17 protein-coding genes are annotated in these 14,675 nt (G+C 21.7%); all 17 read left to right on the forward strand.

The genetic code is table 11. The annotated features are described in order from the left end of the window. On the forward strand, positions 1–658 hold a 658-nt coding region (locus R5Z65_RS08060; RefSeq protein WP_317368388.1), incomplete at its 5' end, for a hypothetical protein. A 113-nt stretch (positions 659–771) separates the two neighbouring features. Further along, on the forward strand, positions 772–2,163 hold the full coding sequence (locus R5Z65_RS08065; RefSeq protein WP_317368389.1) for a hypothetical protein: 1,392 nt from the start codon (positions 772–774) through the stop codon (positions 2,161–2,163). An 8-nt stretch (positions 2,164–2,171) separates the two neighbouring features. Continuing rightward, positions 2,172–2,864 (forward strand): hypothetical protein, encoded by a 693-nt coding sequence (locus tag R5Z65_RS08070; RefSeq protein WP_317368390.1) that lies wholly within the window; start codon positions 2,172–2,174, stop codon positions 2,862–2,864. 14 nt (positions 2,865–2,878) lie between these two features. Further along, positions 2,879–3,076: a hypothetical protein gene (locus R5Z65_RS08075; protein WP_317368391.1), complete on the forward strand. Its 198-nt coding sequence runs from the start codon at positions 2,879–2,881 to the stop codon at positions 3,074–3,076. Next, complete coding sequence (locus R5Z65_RS08080; protein WP_317368392.1) at positions 3,063–3,695, forward strand: Rpn family recombination-promoting nuclease/putative transposase; 633 nt, start codon at positions 3,063–3,065, stop codon at positions 3,693–3,695. The genes R5Z65_RS08075 and R5Z65_RS08080 overlap by 14 nt, the downstream gene beginning before the upstream one ends. An 83-nt stretch (positions 3,696–3,778) precedes the next feature. Continuing rightward, on the forward strand, positions 3,779–4,615 hold the full coding sequence (locus R5Z65_RS08085; RefSeq protein WP_317368393.1) for a hypothetical protein: 837 nt from the start codon (positions 3,779–3,781) through the stop codon (positions 4,613–4,615). Between the two features lie 180 nt (positions 4,616–4,795). Next, on the forward strand, positions 4,796–5,677 hold the full coding sequence (locus R5Z65_RS08090) for a hypothetical protein (RefSeq protein WP_317368394.1): 882 nt from the start codon (positions 4,796–4,798) through the stop codon (positions 5,675–5,677). A gap of 102 nt (positions 5,678–5,779) precedes the next feature. Further along, positions 5,780–6,292, forward strand: a complete 513-nt coding sequence (locus tag R5Z65_RS08095) for a hypothetical protein (protein WP_317368395.1) — start codon at positions 5,780–5,782, stop codon at positions 6,290–6,292. 24 nt (positions 6,293–6,316) lie between these two features. Then, entirely contained in the window at positions 6,317–7,090 is a 774-nt protein-coding gene (locus tag R5Z65_RS08100) for a hypothetical protein (RefSeq protein ID WP_317368396.1), read from the forward strand. Between the two features lie 320 nt (positions 7,091–7,410). Then, the gene (locus tag R5Z65_RS08105; RefSeq protein ID WP_317368397.1) at positions 7,411–7,806 is read left to right on the forward strand and encodes a hypothetical protein; all 396 of its coding nucleotides are present in this window, start codon (positions 7,411–7,413) and stop codon (positions 7,804–7,806) included. A 658-nt stretch (positions 7,807–8,464) separates the two neighbouring features. Then, a complete protein-coding gene (locus tag R5Z65_RS08110) occupies positions 8,465–8,797 on the forward strand; it encodes a type II toxin-antitoxin system PemK/MazF family toxin (protein ID WP_317368408.1) in 333 nt (110 codons plus the stop codon). Between the two features lie 12 nt (positions 8,798–8,809). Further along, the gene (locus tag R5Z65_RS08115; RefSeq protein WP_317368398.1) at positions 8,810–9,247 is read left to right on the forward strand and encodes a hypothetical protein; all 438 of its coding nucleotides are present in this window, start codon (positions 8,810–8,812) and stop codon (positions 9,245–9,247) included. Positions 9,248–9,263: 16 nt separating this feature from the next. Further along, entirely contained in the window at positions 9,264–9,407 is a 144-nt protein-coding gene (locus R5Z65_RS08120) for a hypothetical protein (RefSeq protein WP_317368399.1), read from the forward strand. A gap of 27 nt (positions 9,408–9,434) precedes the next feature. After that, positions 9,435–10,664 carry a recombinase family protein gene (locus R5Z65_RS08125; RefSeq protein WP_317368401.1) on the forward strand — a complete coding sequence of 410 codons (1,230 nt, stop codon included), beginning with the start codon at positions 9,435–9,437 and terminating at the stop codon, positions 10,662–10,664. Between the two features lie 345 nt (positions 10,665–11,009). Then, entirely contained in the window at positions 11,010–11,891 is an 882-nt protein-coding gene (locus R5Z65_RS08130; RefSeq protein WP_317368402.1) for a recombinase family protein, read from the forward strand. Between the two features lie 12 nt (positions 11,892–11,903). Further along, positions 11,904–13,454, forward strand: coding sequence for a recombinase family protein (locus tag R5Z65_RS08135; RefSeq protein ID WP_317368404.1), 1,551 nt, complete (start codon positions 11,904–11,906; stop codon positions 13,452–13,454). Between the two features lie 116 nt (positions 13,455–13,570). After that, positions 13,571–14,521: an Rpn family recombination-promoting nuclease/putative transposase gene (locus R5Z65_RS08140; protein ID WP_317368406.1), complete on the forward strand. Its 951-nt coding sequence runs from the start codon at positions 13,571–13,573 to the stop codon at positions 14,519–14,521. The last annotated feature ends 154 nt before the right edge of the window (positions 14,522–14,675 follow it).

The following is a 14,675-nucleotide window of genomic DNA, read 5'->3' on the forward strand; positions in this document are numbered from 1 at the left end:
ATTTAAAATGGTATATAATCTATTAAAAAATTCTTATAAATTATATGAAAATAAAAATATAGAATTTAAAGATATATTATATTGGATAGACAATTTAGAAAATGAAAAATTTATTGTAAATATATATCCTATTGCCTCTTCAGATAGTAACAATATATTTGAATTAGGCTATATAGATGAAAATTTGATAAATATATATTATACTATTGATTTTTATAGTTCAGGTGTTATAAATGAAAAAAATAATGATTCTTATGGAAATTATGATGTATCATCTTATAAAGAAGTAGGTAATTTTATATTAGATATTAACACAAGAAAGGAAATAAATTTATCGGATTTTATAGAAATAGATAAAAGATTTATAGAATATAAAATAGAAGATGGTATTACAGATTATAATACAGAAGCATTGGTTGAATATAAAAATTGTAAAGATGCGTTTAAGATATATATTAATGAAGAAGATAAAGATAACTATCATTATGAAAGTTTAGATGAGGTATTAGAAAAATTAAAAAATGATGAATATACTTGGTATTTAGACGAAAATAAGAATTTAGTATTTATATTAAATGATGGATTTAATTATGTGAAATTTAAAGTAGATTATGAATTTATAAAACCATTATTAAAAGATAAATATAAGTATTTTTAAAATCAAGACTAATAAATATATAAGAAACTTAAATTATTGTACTAATTTTTAATTTGTGAAATATAATTATGCTATCAATTAATAATTAAAAATATTATTTTAAGGAGAAAAATATGGAAGAAGAATATAAAAAACATATAAAACACCCAAGCTTTAAAAGTATAATAGAGTATGACTTTAATTTTGAAGAATATATGGAAAAAAGGCTTAAAGATATAAAAGATATAGAAGAAAGAAAATTTACAGACAAATATGTAAAAGATGTGTTTTCAAAAATAATAGAGTCTACAGAGAAAAAATATGAAATGTTAGAACAAAGTGTATATGATGAATTTAAACTATTAGATGAAAAATATGGTATAAATATAACATTAACTAAAAAAGATGATTTTTCATATACAAATGATACTTTGTTTCCTATGTGTAAAGAAGATTTAGAAGAAAATATAGTTACATTAGATGATGCACTTAATAATAATAAATATATAAAAACTGTATTTTTTGAAGGTAGCGAAAAAAATATGCAAGAGTTTAAAAATAAAGTTGTTGAAGGTAAGTTATATATAGAAAATGAAACATATAACTGTAAATTTAAAATATTAAGAGCTAAAAGATATTTTGAAAAAATATCAAACTTATATGAACTATTTAATTATAACTACATACTTTGGACAACAGTAAATATGGCTTTTGTAGATAGATTATATGATATATATTTAGAAGAAATAGAAGAAGATATAAATATAAATTTAGAAAAAAGTATTATAAAAAGTGTAGATGTAAACTTTAATAAACTAAAGTTAGATACATTTACAAATATAAATGAAAATTTAATACCTATATGGAATGTAGAAGAAATAAATTTAAATAGTGCAGAGTTTATGAAACCATTTTTAGATGAAAAATACTATGAACATAACATAGAACTAAAAGAGTATGGATTAGAAAATGGATATTTATTAGGAATAAATGATGATATATATTCTTTAAAATTAGAAGAAGATAAAATAATAGTAAAGTCTACTGTAGAAACATTTGAAAACTGGATAGCATATAAAATAGTAAATAAAGAGCCAATAAAAAGTATAGGTTATGACTATGATATGTTAAACAATAAAAAGAAAGAAAATTTTACAAGAAGATATTTAACTAATAATAGGATAACATTAAAAACAGAGTTTGATTATATAAGAAGAATAAATGAACTATCAATAGAAAAGTATATTGAGTATGCAGGGTATGAAATATTATCAAGTGAATACATAAGTAAATTTGAAATATATGAAAATGATATGAATTTATTTGAAAAAGAAAATGTGTTTGCATATGATGATAGAAAAATATTACTATTTAAATTTAAAGTTTTAGATAAAAATTGTTACTTTACAGATTCAATAATAAGATTTGTAATATCACAAATACAATTAGAGGAAAATGATTATAAATGTATAGGAGTTACTGAAGATTATAAAGTACCAAAAATAATAAAAGAAGAAATATATTAGGAGAAGTTATGAATTATGTATGGGAAGTAGCTATAAAAGCAGATAAAAGTAATATAAAAAGAGAAAATTTAAAGTATAAGCCAACAAGATATGGAAGTCCATATATGGAAGTAGCATTTGAAAATATAAATGCAAGAGAAATAGAAGAACAAGTAGTAGAAGTAAATCCACTATATAGATTTCAAAATGTCTTTATGGAACTATTTGATATAAATTTAGAAAAATATAAAGATATGAGAGAATATTTTTTTGATATATTTATGCAGTATATGATACAGCTAGATTTAAGACAAGGATATAGTAAAAAAGAATATTATTATAAATTTATATTAAAAGAAATATTAAATAAATTTTATAGTGAACAAAACATAGAAGCAATAAAATGTTTTAAAAAAGAAGAAATATACTTAATATTTTGTTATGTCGTAAGATTATATAATTGTGGAAGTTCAGTATTTTTATTTAAGCAAATAATGAGGGGGTTGTACAGAAAATCCATAGTATATGCAAGTAATGACTATGTAGATGAATATTTAATATACATAGGAAGAAAAGAAACAGAAGAAGAAATAAAAAAGATAAAATTTATAGTAGGAATGTTTTTACCAGTAAGTTTTAAAGTACATTTATTTTGGGAAAATCACTTTGGAATAATAGATGTAGACGAAACAATGGAAATAGATGAAATAGCATTATTTTAGGGTAGGTAAAAAGTATGATTAAAAAACTAGAATCAAAGTATTCTTTATTAGATGATAAAGTGTTTAAACTATTTATGGAAGATAAAGAAGTAGCAAAAGAAGTAATAGAAATATTAATAAATAAGGAAATAGAAGATTTAGAATACATAGATACAGAAAAAGAAATATTAGGATTAGGGTTAGAGAGAACAATAAGATATGATGTTATGTAAAGATAATAAAGATAAATATTATGATGTAGAATTACAAGTAGTATTACAAAAAGATTTATTAGAGAGATTTAGAGTATATCAGTCAGTATTGGATAAATATACTTTAAGGAAAGGAGAAAAAGAGTATGGAAAATTAAGAGAAACATATATAATATTTATATGTGATTTTGACTTTTTTGGAGATGGTTTGGAAGAATACAATATAGTAAATTATTGTATAGAAAATAAAAAAATATGTAATGATAAAAGTAATAAAAAAATAATAAATTTAAAAGCCAAAAATATAGAAAATAAAAGTATAGAAGAACTAATAAATTTATTTAAAAATAAAGAATATAATGAAAATAATGAGAAAATAATTAAACTAGTAGAAAGATTTAAAATAGTAACCAATAGTGAAGTCTTTGTTAGGAGGTATGATGTTATGATGACAAAAGAAAGATTACTAATTGAACAAGGAGTACAACAAGGAATAAAACAAGGAGTACAACAAGGAATAAAATATGAAATAAAAGCTTTGAAAAAATTTGGCATAAAAGAAGAAGATATAATAAAAACAATTAAAGAAGATTACAACTTAACAGATGAAGAAGTAAGAGAGTATTTAAAAGAAAGGTAGAAAGAAATGGGAAAAGGTTATATATTTAATCCAAGTAGTGAAAAGAAAGAATTAAATAAATACTATAAAAAGATTTAGAATTAATGACATTATATAAGTTAATAGAAATATGTAGAAAAGAACAAATAATAAGTGGAATAATAAACCCTATGGATAAAGAAGAATTAATAAGAATTATTTTAAGATATAGGGGTGGATATGAGGGGCTACTTATAAAAAGTGAAAATAAAGATGGTAAAGAAAGACTTGAAAAGTTAATAAAAAATACAAAAACTTTTTATGAAAATAACTTATTAAACTATAATTCTAAAATAATAGTATATGAAAATTTAGCTACAAAATTTTATGATAATATAACCTTAAAATATAATGAAGCCTTTATAAATACAAATGCAATAGTAGTAAGTAATAACAAAATATGTGGAATATTTAATGTAGAACAAAAAGGAGAAGATAAAGATAAGTTATATTTAACTAAAAGTAAAGAAATAGAGTGTATAGAAAGTGAAACAAAAGATTATAAAATACTTTTTATGGAAAAAGAAACATCTGAAAAGGTATTTAAAGTATATAATGGAAGTATAGGAATAAACATAGTTACAAAATTTTATAGTATGCCACTACTTACATTTGAAGTAAGAAAGTTAATAAAAGTAAGTATGCCATTAGCAATAGATTTTGGAACAGTAAATACAACAGTAGGACTATATTTAGATGAAAACTATTTTGAAGAAAGAGAATGTAGTTTAAACAAAAACAATGTAAACTATGTAACATTTTATGATATAGAAAATAATTATAAGGAAATGCCCATATTTCCAAGTGTAATAGCAATAAATCAAATAAAAGAAGATGGACGAGTAGATTACTTATTGGGATATGAAGCAGAAAATCTATCAAATGAAAGTTATATAGATTAAAGCTTTTGTATATTTTATGATATAAAAAGATGGATATCAGACTATGAAAAAGAAGAAGAAATATATGATAAAACAGGAAAGCGTACCTTTATAAAAAGAAAAGATATGATAAAGGCATATTTTGATTATTTATTAGAATAAGCTACAAACTATTTTAAAATAGAAATAGAAGAAATACATATGTCAAGTCCAGTAAAACAAAAATTTTTGTTTAATAAACTATTTAAAGAATTGTTTGAAGAAAAAATACTACCACCAGAAGAAAGCATAGATGAAGGTATGGCAGTATTATATAGTATTATTTCTGATATGATAAAACAAAATAAATATTCAGATGATAAGGAATATAACTCATTAATAATAGACTGTGGAGGAGGAACAACAGATGTATGTAGTTGTATATTTAAAATTTTAGACAATAAAGTATCATACAATATAAATATAACAACAGCATATGAAAATGGAGATACAGACTTTGGAGGAAATAACTTAACATATAGAATAATGCAAATATTAAAAATATGTATAGTAAATAGTTTAAATAGTGAAGTGTGTATGAAATTTAAAGATATTTTAAATAGTTTTGATTTAGATACATTTAGGTATGTAGATAATAATGGAGTTAAAAAGTTTTATGAGTTAATAGAAAAAGAATATGAAAAAGCAGAAAAAGTATTACCTACAAAATTTAAAAACTTTGAAAGTTTAAGTAAAGAAGAATATTACAAAGTAAGACATAATTTTTACTATTTATATACAACAGCAGAAAAATTAAAAAAATTATTTTATAGTAAATTAGGAACATTAAAAGTATTAGTAAGTTGTAATGAAAAAGAAGAAGTAGATGAAAATACAGAACTTTTAGTGTTAGAAAAATGGCGATTGTCTGAAAATACAAGTAAAGGGCTTGAAATAATAAAGGAAACACCAAATATAATGTTTAATATATTTGAAATAGAAGTAATATTAAAAGCAGATGTATATAATATAATAAGTAAGTTTATGGAAAATATGCCAGTAGGAAATAAATTTAGTATAATAAAATTAACAGGACAATCTTGAAAAATAGAATTATTTAGAGATAGTTTAAAAGAGTATATACCTGGAAGGTATATACAGTTTAAAAGAACAGATAAAGATATAAGTAATAACTTTGATTTGAAAATGACGTGTATAGATGGATGTATAAAATATTTATATGATAAAAGGCACGGATTAGCAAAGGTGGAGCTAAAAACAGAAGTACCAGCATTGCCATATCAAATAGTAGGATATACACATAGAGATACAGAAGTAGAATTAATAAAAGCATTTGATAAAGATGGAGAAGTAAGAAGCATATCAAGAAATATAACAGATTTAACATTAAAGTTATACTTAAAAGATGTAGAAAATAATGAAAAATATAGTTATACAATACCATTAAAAAAACAAGACTTTAAATATATAGAAAAAAGTGAAATATTAAATGAAACAAATGGTAAAGTAAAACAAAGTTTAACAGATGATATAGTTGAATATGAAGTAAGATTTTTTGTATGGAGTGAGCCAGAAAATATAGGATTTAAAGTAGTACCAATATACAGAGAAAAGGAAAATTTATATATAGGGCTTGAAAAATTTATAAACTATGAAAATGAAAGTTGGATAAATAACTTTTTTGATGGTTTGAAATAAAGAATAAAAGAAAGGAGTGAAGAAATGGAATATTTATACCCAAACTTTGAAAGACATAGCATATTGAAAAAAGAACTTTTAAACTCGGTAAGAGATTATAGTATAGAATATTTAAAAGTAAAATATGAAAAATATACAAAAGGAATAATAACAGGGTTTGAAATAAAAGTAATAGAAGATAAATATATAGAAATATCAAAAGGAATAGCTAAGTTTGAAGAGTTTATATATATAGCAGAAAAAGAAGCAAAAATAAAGTATAGTGAAACGAATAAATATAAAAGCTTGAAAATAATACTTGAAAAAGATACAAGAATAAGAGATTATGATAAATATAAATTAAGCTATAAATTAGATGAAAATTTAGAATTAAGAGAAAATGAACTAGAAATATGTAGATTTAAACTAATGGAAGGGTTTGATTTAAGAGATAAACATAAAAGTTTTGAAGATATAGAAACAGAGTTTGATACAATAAACTATGTAAATGCAACGTGGTCTGGAAAAGAAAGAGAAGCTATAAGTCCATATATAACAAAAAGATTTGGAAAGGAAGGGATGGAAAGTAAGTTAGAAAATATGGAAGATATAGTGTTCTGTTATATGTGTATAAATGAAGAAAAGCCATTAAATATAGAATTAATAGAGAAGTATATAAAAAATAGACAAAATATAAATAAAGAAAAACTAACAAAAGAAGAAATATTTAAATATTTAGCTATGACATTAAATGATATAAAAAATAAAAAAGTAAGTAAAGAAAGCTATTTTGAAGAAAATAAAATATTGATATTGTAATATTAAAGGCAGGATAAAAAATATCCTGTCTTTTTTTATTGTAAAAAATGTATATTAATTGTAATAAATGAGTTAAAGTGTTATATTTAAAGAAAAGGCAGTTGGTAATATTTTGTTATTTTAAGAAAGAAAGTGATTATCAAATGCAGGATAATAAATTTTTGTGAAATTTTTAAATTTATAGGGATAATTAATTGTTTTGCAATTAGTTATCCCTTATTTATTTTAAAAAATCCAATAATTATAAGGTGTAGGTCACCACCTCATATCTCTAACCTTTTAAATTTTAATTTTAAATTGAAAGATTGGAGGAAAGAGATATGAAAAAGAAAGAAATAGTTATTAATGGTAAAGTTGTAGAAGTAAATGATGAATTTTATAAAGAATATATGAGATTAGAAAACAATGAAAAGTACATAAATAGAAAGGAGCAAAAGAAAGGTTTATTTTATTATAATTCATTAGATACAGAAGAAATGTTGGGAGAAGAAATAATATCAAATCCAAATGAAATATCTGTTTTTGATGAAGTTATGAAAAATATTGAAATAGAAAGTCTAAAAAAAGCAATAGAAACCCTTAATAAAAAAGAAAGAATTATAATTGATTTGTTGTTTTTTAAATTTCTTAATGAAATTGAAGTAGCAAAAATATTGAAAATGAGTAATCAAAATGTAAATTATTTAAAGAAGAAAATACTGAAAAAAATTATATAAAATTTTAAAAGAAAAAATATAAAATATTGTTTAAAATGCTGAAAATAAAAAAGTTTTAAAATTTTATTTGGAAAATTAAAAAAAGTTTACCTAAAGAAGTAAGGGGCTATTTTTAAATAAGCCTAAATTGAACATTGAAAATAGAATAACCAAATGTTTAAATACAAAACAATGTTATAAGAGCAACAAAAGAGATACGCCAAGACTTGTTATAAAAAACAAAGAGCGAAAAAAATATCTGTTTAAAAATAACTTAAAAGGTTAAAGTTATATTGCGAAGAAGATAGCATTTATTAAAGATACTTCCGTTTAGCTACAGGTTATCCCAATAGGAACGGCTAGGTAAGAACCACCTAGATGTACTGCCGAAGGACATATGAAACAGACAAAACCATCTGTTGTTTAAACATTTGCCTTTTAGTACATAACTATGTATTAGTTATTGTACATTACATAACTATGTATTAGTTATTGTACATTACATAACTATTAAATAGTTATTGTAAGTTACTTTGGGAAGTAGGGTCGAATTAAAGTAACAAAATTAATAAAAAATTAAAAGTTAAAATGTTATAGATATAAAAGGCTAGATTTCTAAATAATATAAATTTTAAAATCTAGCCTTTATAAAAAATAGGAGGTGTTTAATGTAAATGAAATATGTGTAAAACGAGGAGAAATATATTATGCTAACTTAGATGGAGCAAAATGTAGTGAAGAAAAAGGAATTAGACCAGTATTAATTATACAAAATGACATAGGAAATAAATATAGTAATACAACAATAGTAGCACCTATAACAAGCAAAATAAACAAGACTAAATTACCAACACACATAATAATAAAAAATAAAATATTATTAAATTCATTAGTAATGTTAGAACAAATAAGAACATTAGATAAAAATAGATTAGGAAGTTGTATTGGCAATTTAGATTGCAAAGATATGGAAAAAGTAAATGAATGTATAAAAATAAGCTTATGTGTGTAAAGGAGAGCTAAAATGAAATTTTATAGTGAAATAAGTGGAATTTTAATATATGCAGATAACATAAAAGTAAAAGATATATTTGGAGGTGAGCTATTAAAATATAAGAAAGAAATATTAGAAAAAATAGAAAGTTTAAAATTACCATTAGAAAAAGAAAAAGGACTATTAATTTACACAGATAATGAGTTAATAAAAGAATTTGTAAAAAGTATTAAATTAAATATAGTTGAAAAAAATAAAAAATTATATTTAGAAATAGTTGTAGTTACAATAAAACAACCAACAAAATATCAATATAACGAATTATTAGAAGAATTAAGATGGATATTGATGACAGAAAATAACTATAACATAGAAAATACAGAAATAAAAGTAGATGATGGGAAATTATATATATGCTTTTACAATATGTATGAAAAATTAAGTTTATTAAAAGAAGAAGAAATATAGTGAAAGGAAGATTTATATGGACAATGAATTAAAATTTTATAGTTATAAAATAGCACTAGATTATTTGAAAAAAACAAATCAAATAGGAAATAGTGTATATGATAAATTAATAAAAAAATATGCAATTAAATTTAAACCAACAATGTGGGAATTTTATTAAGTTAATGATTAGAAAGGAGTTAAGTTTATGAAAAAGGTAACACTAATACCAGCTAACAAGAAAATAGAAAAAGAAAAATTAAAAGTATGTGCCTATTGTAGAGTAAGTACAGAAGAAGAAACACAACTTAACTCCTTTAAAAATCAAAAAGAATATTATGAAAAGTATATAAATAGTAATAAAGATTGGGAACTAGTAGGAATATATTCGGATTTTGGAATAAGTGGAACAAGTAAAGAAAAAAGAGCCTCATTTAACAAAATGATAGAAGATTGTGAAAATGGCGAAATAAATATGATAATAACAAAATCAGTAAGTAGATTTGCAAGAAATACATTAGATAGTATAAAAGTAATAAGAAAACTTAAAGAATTAAATGTAAATGTATATTTTGAAAAAGAAAAAATAAATACAATGTCTGAAGAAAGTGAATTAATGCTAACTATACTATCAAGTATAGCAGAAGAAGAAGCAATATCTATATCAAACAATATTAAATGGGCTGTAAGAAAAAAGTTTGAAAAAGGTGAAAAGAAGAATAGTAAAGCACCTTATGGCTATAAAAAAGATGAAAATGGAAATTTAATTATAAATGAAATAGAAGCAAATGTTGTAAAAATAATATTTAAAGAATTTATAAAATGTAAAAACCAACTAGAAATACAAGAAAAAATAAAAGATTTGGATAATAGTAAAATTTTAAAAGTAGGTAGTATAAAAAATATAATTGAAAATCCAATATATTGTGGAGAAATAGTATACCAAAAATATTATAATGATAAGTTTAAACAGAAAAGAAATAATGGAGAATTACCTAAATACTATTTTAAAGATAAAAATAAGGAAATAATAAGTGTAGAAATATTTGAAAAAGCACAAAATTTAATAAGATTAAGAGAAAAAATAGTAAATAGAAAAAGCAATAAAACTTATTCTGAATTTACAAGTAAAGTCATATGTTCTAATTGTAATAAAAATAGACAAAAAAGTATTAGAACTTATAAGACTAAAAATAAAATTACTTATTGGAGATGTATAAATTGTAATAATGAAACAATTAGAGATGATGTTATAAAATATATGTTTGTAAAAATGATAAATAAACTTATAAAAAATGGCAATGAGTTAATAGAGCCTTATTTGAAAAGTTTAGAAAATTATAAAGTAATAGATAATAGAGAAGAAAAAATAAAACAATTAGAAAAAGAAATATTAAATCTTGAAGAACAAAAATATAATTTAGCAAAACTAAAATAAAAAGGATTTATAGAAACAGATATTTTTATAAGCAGAAATAATGAAATAACAAATAAAATAGATAAAATAAACGATGAAATAAAATATATAAAAAAGACAAATAAAGCTTTTAAAAACGAAATATTAGAAAGTAAGAAACTTTTAAATATAGTAAATAATCAAGAAAACTATGTAAAAGACTTTAATGTAAATATATTTAATGAAATAGTAGAAAATATAACAGTATATAATGCTAAAAATGTAACATTTAATTTAAAAAATAAACTAGAGTTAGATGAAAATGTAACAGAAGAAGAATTAAAAGAAATAAAGTTAAAAATGTAAAATTTATAAGGGGGTATAAAAATGATTTTAACAGGATATAAACTAAAAAATGGAATAATTATTGTAAACAAGTCTTTATTAGAGGAAATAAAGACTATTTTTGATTTAAAAGAACAAGGGTATAGTAATAAAGAAATAATTAAAAATTGCAATAACTTTAAAATCTTAAAAGATTTAACGGATAATTATAAATTGACTAAAATAAAAAATATGCTAAAGGAAAAAAGATATATGGGGAATGAAATATATCCTAAAATTATAGATGAAGAAACTTTTTATAAAGTCCAAAAAGTTATAGATGAAGAAAAAAATATAAAAGAGCATAAAATGAAAGCATCATCAAAAAATAGCGTAGGTACAAAAGAACATACAATATTTAGTAAAAATATAAAATGTGGGAAATGTAATAAAAATTTAGGATTAGTTGTAATGAACAAAGAATCAAAAAAATGGTATTGCAGTAATAAAGTAAGAGATGGAATAAATATAACACAAGATAACCTAGAACAAAAAATTTTACATATGTTAAAACTTTTAAAAGATGATAAATTAAAGATATATGAAATTAAGGAGGGTAAAATTAGAAAAGGACTTGAAACATTTGAAAGTGTGCAAATAAGAAAAGAATTTTTAGAAGAAATAGAAAAAAATAAATATATGGAGCTAGAAAGATATTTGGCATTTCAAAAAAATATAGTTAGAGAAAAATATAAGATGATAAATTTAATTAATTATGAAGAAAAAACTGAAAAAATTAAAAGTTTTATTAAAAACTTAAAAGAACCACTATATGAGAATATAAATGAAAATCTATTTGAAAATTTGCTTAATAGAATAAATATATATAAAAAAAGTATAGAATTTGAGTTTATAAATGAAGAAAAATATAAAATGAAGTTATAGGAGGAAGTAAGTATGATTAACAGAAAAGTAAAAATAATACCAAAAAGTGAAACAAGAGAAATATTAAAAAATAAAAGTCAAGTTGAAAGTAAAAATAAACTAAATGTAGCAGCCTATTGTAGAGTAAGTACAGAAAATGAGGAACAACAAACAAGCTATCAAGGACAAGTTGAATATTATACAGAATATATAAATAACAATGAAAAATGGAACCTTGTTTCAATATTCGCAGATGAAGGCATAAGTGGGTTAAGCAGAAAAAATAGGAAAGAATTTAATAAAATGATGGAGCTATGTAAAGATAAAAAAATAGATTTAATAATAACAAAATCAATAAGTAGGTTTGGAAGAAATACAGTAGATGTATTAAGTTGTGTAAGAGAGCTAAAAGCTCAAAATATAGGAGTATATTTTGAAAAAGAAAATATACATACACTAGAAAGTTCAGGAGAAATATTATTAACAATATTATCAAGTTTAGCTCAAGAAGAAAGCAGAAGTATAAGTACAAATATAAGATGGGCAATGAAACATAAATTTGAAAATGGAGAGTTAATGTTAAATTATAATAACTTTTTAGGTTATACTAAAGATAAAAATGGAAATCTAGTAATAGTAGAAGAAGAAGCCAAAATAGTAAAAGAAATATATGGGCTTTATTTAGAAGGTCAAAGTTTAAGAGGAATAGCAAGATATTTAGAAGAACAAGGAATAAAAACAGTAAGAGGAAATAAAAGTTGGAATAAAAGCGTAATAAAAGGTATATTAACTAATGAAAAATATATGGGTGATGCATTATTACAAAAAACATATACGAAAGATTATATGGATAAAAATAGAAAGAAAAATAATGGCGAAATAGATAGCTATTATGTAGAAAATAACCATAAAGGAATAATAAGTAAAGGAACATTTTATAAAGTTCAGGAAGAAATGGCAAGAAGAAGTAGCTTAAAAAATAAAGATACAACTAAAAGTAAATATAGTAAATATGTATTAAGTGAAATATTAAGATGTAGTAAATGTGGCGAAAAATATAGAAGAACAACTTGGAGTAAGAAGGGAGAAAAGAAAATCGTATTGAGATGTAAAAATAGACTTACAAAAAGTGATATAATTTGTAATGAATCAGAAACAATAAGAGAAGAAGATGTACATAATTTAGTTTTAAAAGGGCTAAATAAGTTAATGGAAGAAAAAAATATAATAGAAGAAATAAAAAAAGATATACAAAAGGAGATGGACAAGCCAAATGTTAAAGAAATAGAAGAAGAAATTCAAAAATTAGAAGAAGAAATGATGAATATGCTAGAAAACAATATATCAGTAGAAGAAAATGAAGAAGAATATGAACAACTAGCAAGTAAAATAAAATCATTAAAAAGTGAAAAAATGTCTGTAATAAAAATAGAAGATAAGGCAGGAATAGAATTAGAAGAATTAAATATGGAGAAATTTGAAGATGGAATAATAAGAAAACTAATTGAAAACATAAAAGTAATAGCTAGCAATGAAATAGAAATGCAAATGAGTAGTGGAGAAAGGATAGGAGTAAAATTTTAAAAATAATAAAATTAACTAGAGTTAATAAAGTTAGCTCTAGTTAAAATATTTACAAAATAAAAAAGATTTGATATAATAAATTAAGTTAAAATAAATAAAAATTGAGGAGGTGTATTATGAAAGTAAATAAAAAATATAAAGATAGCGTATTTATTAAATTATTTTCAAATAAAAAGGAAATAATAAATTTATACAATGCTATAAAAGATACAAATTATGATATAGAAAAAACAGAAATAGAAATAATAACACTAGAAAAGGTGTTATTTATGGAAAGAAACAATGATTTATGTTTTACAATAGACAATAAATTAGTAGTATTAATAGAACATCAAAGTACAATAAATAATAATATGCCTTTAAGATTTTTATTATATATAGCAAGAGAATATGAAAAAATATTAGATGAAAATAACATATATAAAGAAAAGTTGGTAAAAATACCAACACCAGAGTTTATAGTATTATATAATGGAGAAAGGAATTATGAAGAAAGAAAGCTACTTAAACTATCAGATGCATTTTATAACAATGAAAATGTAAAGTTAGAATTAATAGTAGATATAATAAATATAAACTACAATAAAAATGTAAATATAATAAATAAATCAAAAACATTAAATGAATATAGTTATTTTATATATTTAGTAAGAGAAAATATTAAAAATAATAAAGATAAAGTAAAAAAAGAAAACTTAATAAAGTATAGTATAGAAAAAACGATAAAAGAGTGTATAGAAAAAAATATATTAAAAGAATTTCTAAAAATGAATAGTAGTGAGGTGTTAAATATGTTATATACAGAGTTTAAAATAGAAAAAGCAGAAAAAATATGGAAAGAAGAAGCATTTCAAGATGGAATAGAAGTTGGAATTTCAAAAGGTAGGGAACTTGGAAGAGAAGAAGGTATTGAAATTGGAATGGAACGTGGAATGGAACGTGGAATGGAACGTGGAATGGTTAATCAAATAAAAGCTTTAAAAAAATATGTAGATAAAGAAGAACTTATAAATATAGTAAAAGAAGATTACAACGTTTCAAGAGAAGAAATAGAAAAATATTTATAAATAAAAATATACCTATAGGCTAAAACTTATAGGTATATTTTTATTAGAAAATAAGAAAGGAAAGTATAAAGTAGTGGCATCTAAATGGTCTGCTCTACTGAAATTACCCCACCCCCTAACTTTGATTTAGCTTTAGGGCAAAATTCTCAAACAG

This window comes from uncultured Tyzzerella sp. (assembly GCF_963558545.1).
Classification (GTDB): domain Bacteria; phylum Bacillota; class Clostridia; order Lachnospirales; family CAG-274; genus Tyzzerella.

Coding starts and splice junctions, on each gene's coding strand:
- R5Z65_RS08065 (WP_317368389.1), top strand. CDS start 772: ATGGAAGAAGAATATAAAAAACATATAAAACACCCAAGCTTTAAAAGT.
- R5Z65_RS08070 (WP_317368390.1), top strand. CDS start 2,172: ATGAATTATGTATGGGAAGTAGCTATAAAAGCAGATAAAAGTAATATA.
- R5Z65_RS08075 (WP_317368391.1), top strand. CDS start 2,879: ATGATTAAAAAACTAGAATCAAAGTATTCTTTATTAGATGATAAAGTG.
- R5Z65_RS08080 (WP_317368392.1), top strand. CDS start 3,063: ATGATGTTATGTAAAGATAATAAAGATAAATATTATGATGTAGAATTA.
- R5Z65_RS08085 (WP_317368393.1), top strand. CDS start 3,779: ATGACATTATATAAGTTAATAGAAATATGTAGAAAAGAACAAATAATA.
- R5Z65_RS08090 (WP_317368394.1), top strand. CDS start 4,796: ATGTCAAGTCCAGTAAAACAAAAATTTTTGTTTAATAAACTATTTAAA.
- R5Z65_RS08095 (WP_317368395.1), top strand. CDS start 5,780: ATGACGTGTATAGATGGATGTATAAAATATTTATATGATAAAAGGCAC.
- R5Z65_RS08100 (WP_317368396.1), top strand. CDS start 6,317: ATGGAATATTTATACCCAAACTTTGAAAGACATAGCATATTGAAAAAA.
- R5Z65_RS08105 (WP_317368397.1), top strand. CDS start 7,411: ATGAAAAAGAAAGAAATAGTTATTAATGGTAAAGTTGTAGAAGTAAAT.
- R5Z65_RS08115 (WP_317368398.1), top strand. CDS start 8,810: ATGAAATTTTATAGTGAAATAAGTGGAATTTTAATATATGCAGATAAC.
- R5Z65_RS08120 (WP_317368399.1), top strand. CDS start 9,264: ATGGACAATGAATTAAAATTTTATAGTTATAAAATAGCACTAGATTAT.
- R5Z65_RS08125 (WP_317368401.1), top strand. CDS start 9,435: ATGAAAAAGGTAACACTAATACCAGCTAACAAGAAAATAGAAAAAGAA.
- R5Z65_RS08130 (WP_317368402.1), top strand. CDS start 11,010: ATGATTTTAACAGGATATAAACTAAAAAATGGAATAATTATTGTAAAC.
- R5Z65_RS08135 (WP_317368404.1), top strand. CDS start 11,904: ATGATTAACAGAAAAGTAAAAATAATACCAAAAAGTGAAACAAGAGAA.
- R5Z65_RS08140 (WP_317368406.1), top strand. CDS start 13,571: ATGAAAGTAAATAAAAAATATAAAGATAGCGTATTTATTAAATTATTT.